Source organism: Xanthobacter autotrophicus, from assembly GCF_029991245.1.
In the GTDB taxonomy this organism is placed as follows: domain Bacteria; phylum Pseudomonadota; class Alphaproteobacteria; order Rhizobiales; family Xanthobacteraceae; genus Xanthobacter; species Xanthobacter autotrophicus_C.
The window spans coordinates 1-4,012 of the sequence record NZ_JAIVFO010000231.1; the positions used below are offsets into that span (position 1 = coordinate 1).

Consider the following 4,012-nt stretch of genomic DNA (forward strand, 5'->3'; position numbering starts at 1 on the left):
GGAGGGGGCAGGCCCCCTGCAGCATCGGGGAGGAACCACATGACCACCATCGCATTCATCGGCCTCGGCAACATGGGCGGGCCCATGGCCGGCAATTTGATCAAGGCCGGCCACAGCGTGCTCGGCTTCGACCTCGCCCCGGCGGCGCTGGAGGGGGCGAAGGCGCGGGGCGTGGCGCTGGCGGACAGCGCGACGGCGGCCGTGGCGGCGGCGGACGTGGTGGTCACCATGCTGCCCTCGGGCAAGCATGTGGTCGCCGCCACCACCGGCGCCGACGGCCTGTTCGCGGCGGCGCGGACCGGCACCCTGTTCATCGATTCATCCACCATCGACGTCGCCTCCGCCCGCGCCTTCCACGAGGCGGCGCAGGCGGCGGGGCACGCCAGCGTGGACGCCCCCGTCTCCGGCGGCGTGGGCGGGGCGGAAGCGGGCACCCTCACCTTCATGGTGGGCGGCACCGACGACGCTTTCGCCGCGGCCAAGCCCCTGCTGGAGCTGATGGGCAAGAAGATCGTGCATTGCGGCGGCGCGGGCTCAGGTCAGGCGGCGAAGATCTGCAACAACATGATCCTCGGCATCTCCATGATCGCGGTGTCGGAAGCCTTCGTGCTGGGCGAGAAGCTGGGCCTGTCCCACCAGGCGCTCTATGAGGTGGCCTCCACCTCGTCGGGGCAGTGCTGGTCGCTCACCACCTATTGCCCGGTGCCGGGGCCGGTGCCCACCAGCCCCGCCAATCGCGACTATGTGCCGGGCTTCGCGGCGGCGCTGATGCTGAAGGACCTGAAATTGTCGCAGGACGCCGCCGAGACCGCGGGCGCCGCCACCGCGCTGGGCGCGGCGGCCACCGCCCTCTACACCGCCTTCGCGGCGGAGGGGAACGAGGGCAAGGATTTCTCCGGCATCGTGGAGTGGATCCGCACCCGCGCCGACGAGACCTGATCGGCCACTTCTCCCGGTCTTCGGCTCCGGTCTTCGACCGGGGCCGAGTGGGTGACGTTCAGGCGCCGCGCGAACTTAAGGCTCGCGCGGACTTAAGACCCCCGCGGACTTGGCGCATTCGGCCGGCTCACCCCCGCGCGGCGCGGCGCGGGGCTTCCTCGTCCTCGGCGGGGCCTTCGAACACCGCCACCAGCGCCCGTCGGATGGTGGACTGGCGCGCCGCCCCGGTGATCTTCGCGCCCATGAGATCGGTGACGTAGAACACGTCCACCGCCCGCTCGCCGAAGGTCGCCACATGGGCCGAGGCGATGTTGAGGTTGAGACGCGACAAGGTGTTGGTGAGGGCGAACAGGAGGCCCGGCCGGTCGAGGCCGGACACCTCCACCACCGTGTGGCGGTTGGACCAGGCGTTGTTCACCGTTACCTCGGGCTCCACCGTGAAGGTGCGGCGGCCCTTGGGGATCTTGCGGGCCATCACCTCGGGCAGGCGTACCTCGCCGGTGAGGGCCTGTTCCACCGCCTCCTGGATGCGGCCGGCGCGGCGCAATTCGTCCTCGTCGCGGTCGAAGGCGCGGCGCATGGCGATGGTGTCCAGCGCCAGCCCGTCGGTGGTGGTGGAAATGTGGGCGTCCACGATGTTCGCCCCCGCCGCCGCGCACGCCCCGGCGATGATGGACAACAGCTTGGGATGGTCCGGCGCCACCACGGTGAGGGTGGTGATGCCGCGCCCGGCCTCCAGCGTCGCGTGGGTGGCGATGGAGCGGCCGGCGGTCTCCGCCTCGTCGATGAAACGGGCGTGGCGCAGCTTGGTGTCGAGGTCCACCCGCAGCCAGTAGGGCGGATAATGGCGGGCGACGTAGGCGGCCACCTTCTCGTCCGACCAGTCGGCGAGGGAGTTGCGGAACTGGGACTGGGCGGCGGTGACGCGCTTGCCCCGGTCCACTTCCGAGAAGCCGCCGGTGAGCACCGGCTCGGTCTCGTAATACAGCGTCTTCAGCAGCTGGGCCTTCCAGCCGTTCCAGGTGCCCGGCCCCACCGCCTTGATGTCGGCGGTGGTGAGGATGGTGAGCAGCTTCATACGCTCGAGGTTCTGCACCACGGAGGCGAAATTCTCGATGGTCTTGCGGTCGGACAGGTCGCGGGACTGGGCCACCTGCGACATGACGAGGTGCTGTTCCACCAGCCACACCACGGTCTCGGTCTCCACCGGCGACAGGCCAAGGCGCGGGCAGATGCGGCGGGCGATGCGCGCCCCCGCCACCGAATGGTCTTCCGGCCGGCCCTTGGCGATGTCGTGCAGCAGCAGCGCCACATAGAGCAGGTTACGGTTCTTCACCGTGCCCATGAGGTCGTTGGCGAGCCCGTTCTCGGGGTTCACCTTGCGCTCGATCTCCGACAGCACGCCGATGCAGCGCAGCAGGTGCTCGTCCACCGTATAGTGGTGGTACATGTTGAACTGCATCATGGCGACGATCTTGCCGAACTCCGGCAGGAAGCGGCCGAGCACGCCCACCTCGTTCATGCGCCGCAGCACGGTCTCGGGCGCGTTCTTCGAGGTGACGATCTCCAGGAACAGCCGGTTGGCCTCCGGATTCTCGCGCACGCCGGCATCGATGAGCACCAGGGAACGGGCGGCGAGCTGGGTGGCGTCGGGATGCAGCGCGAGGTTGCGCTTGTCCGCCACGTGGAAGATGCGGATGAGGTTGACCGGGTCCCGCTTGAAGGCCTGATCGTCGATGACGTTCAGGCGGTCATGGTCGAGGATGAAGTCCGGCGTCTCCTTCAGGGTGATGCGGCGGGAGCCGGCGCGGAAGCGCTCCACCATGCCCTTCAGGCCCGGCACCGGCTTGTCGTGGCGCGCCTCCAGCGCGGCGGAGAGGATGGCAGTGAGATCACCCACATCCTTCGCCACGAGGAAATAGTGCTTCATGAAGCGTTCCACGTCGCGCTGGCCGGGGTGCTCGGTGTAGCCCAGGCGCTGGGCCATCTCCCGCTGCACGTCGAAGGACAGGCGGTCCTCGGCGCGGCCGGTGAGGAAGTGGAGGTGGCAGCGCACCGACCACAGGAAGTCCTCGCACCGCGTGAACAGGCGCGCCTCCTCGCGGGTGAACACGCCCTTCTGCACCAGCTCGTCGGTGGTCTGCACCCGGTAGACGTATTTGGCGATCCAGAACAGGGTGTGCAGGTCGCGCAGCCCGCCCTTGCTCTCCTTCACGTTCGGCTCGACCAGGTAGCGCGACTGGCCGGACCGGCGCAGCCGCTCCTCCCGCTCGGCCATCTTGGCGGCGACGAACTCGGCGCCGGTGCCTTCCACCACCTCCTTGTCGAAGCGCTTCTCCAGGTCCTCGAACAGGCCCTTGTCGCCGACGATGAAGCGCGCCTCCAGGATGGAGGTGCGGATGGTGAAGTCGGCCCGCGCCTGGCGCAGGCACTCGTCCACCGAGCGGGTGGCGTGGCCCACCTTCAGGCCGAGATCCCACAGCATGTAGAGCATGGCCTCGGCCACGCTCTCGCCCCAGGCGGTCTGCTTGTAGGGAAGCAGGAACAGGATATCGGTGTCGGAGCCCGGCGCCATCATGCCCCGGCCGTAGCCGCCCACCGCCGCCACCGCCATGCGCTCGGAGCGCGAGGGATTGTCGGCCGGATACAGGAAGCTGGTGGCCACCTCGTGGGCGGAAGCGATCACCGCGTCCTGCAGGGCGGAGAGCCGCATGGAGCAGCAGCGCCCGCAACCGTCCTGCTTCAGCTGGCGCTCGGCCTCGGCGCGGCCGTCCTGAAGCGCCTTCTTGAGGCGGGCGACAACGGCATTGCGCAAATCGAGGTCGCGGCCCTTGTGGGCGGCGGCAATCTCGCGGGCCTCGACCCGGAGCTTGGTGCCTTCGAACGGTTCGCCGATGACTTTGTGGGCTTTGGGGGAGCGGACGATGGGCATGCTCGGCGATCTGAAGGCAGCAAGAGGAAGGCAGCTTATACCTTTAGCGCAAACCCACCCGCCCCGCGAGGGGGGCCGTGGCAGGGCGATGCGGGTCCGTTTGAAATGGGGCACGGTCGACCCTCTCCCGCGTGCGAGGGG

Annotated in this window: 2 protein-coding genes; one reads left to right on the forward strand and one right to left on the reverse strand. The window is 69.1% G+C overall.

Annotated elements, in window-relative coordinates; translation table 11 throughout:
- Positions 1-39 precede the first annotated feature (39 nt).
- The gene (mmsB, locus tag K9U41_RS22030; protein WP_282642981.1) at positions 40-939 is read left to right on the forward strand and encodes a 3-hydroxyisobutyrate dehydrogenase; all 900 of its coding nucleotides are present in this window, start codon (positions 40-42) and stop codon (positions 937-939) included.
- 127 nt (positions 940-1,066) lie between these two features.
- Here mmsB and K9U41_RS22035 read toward each other — a convergent pair whose 3' ends face one another.
- Positions 1,067-3,871 carry a [protein-PII] uridylyltransferase gene (locus tag K9U41_RS22035; protein WP_282642982.1) on the reverse strand — a complete coding sequence of 935 codons (2,805 nt, stop codon included), beginning with the start codon at positions 3,869-3,871 and terminating at the stop codon, positions 1,067-1,069.
- Positions 3,872-4,012: the final 141 nt, after the last annotated feature.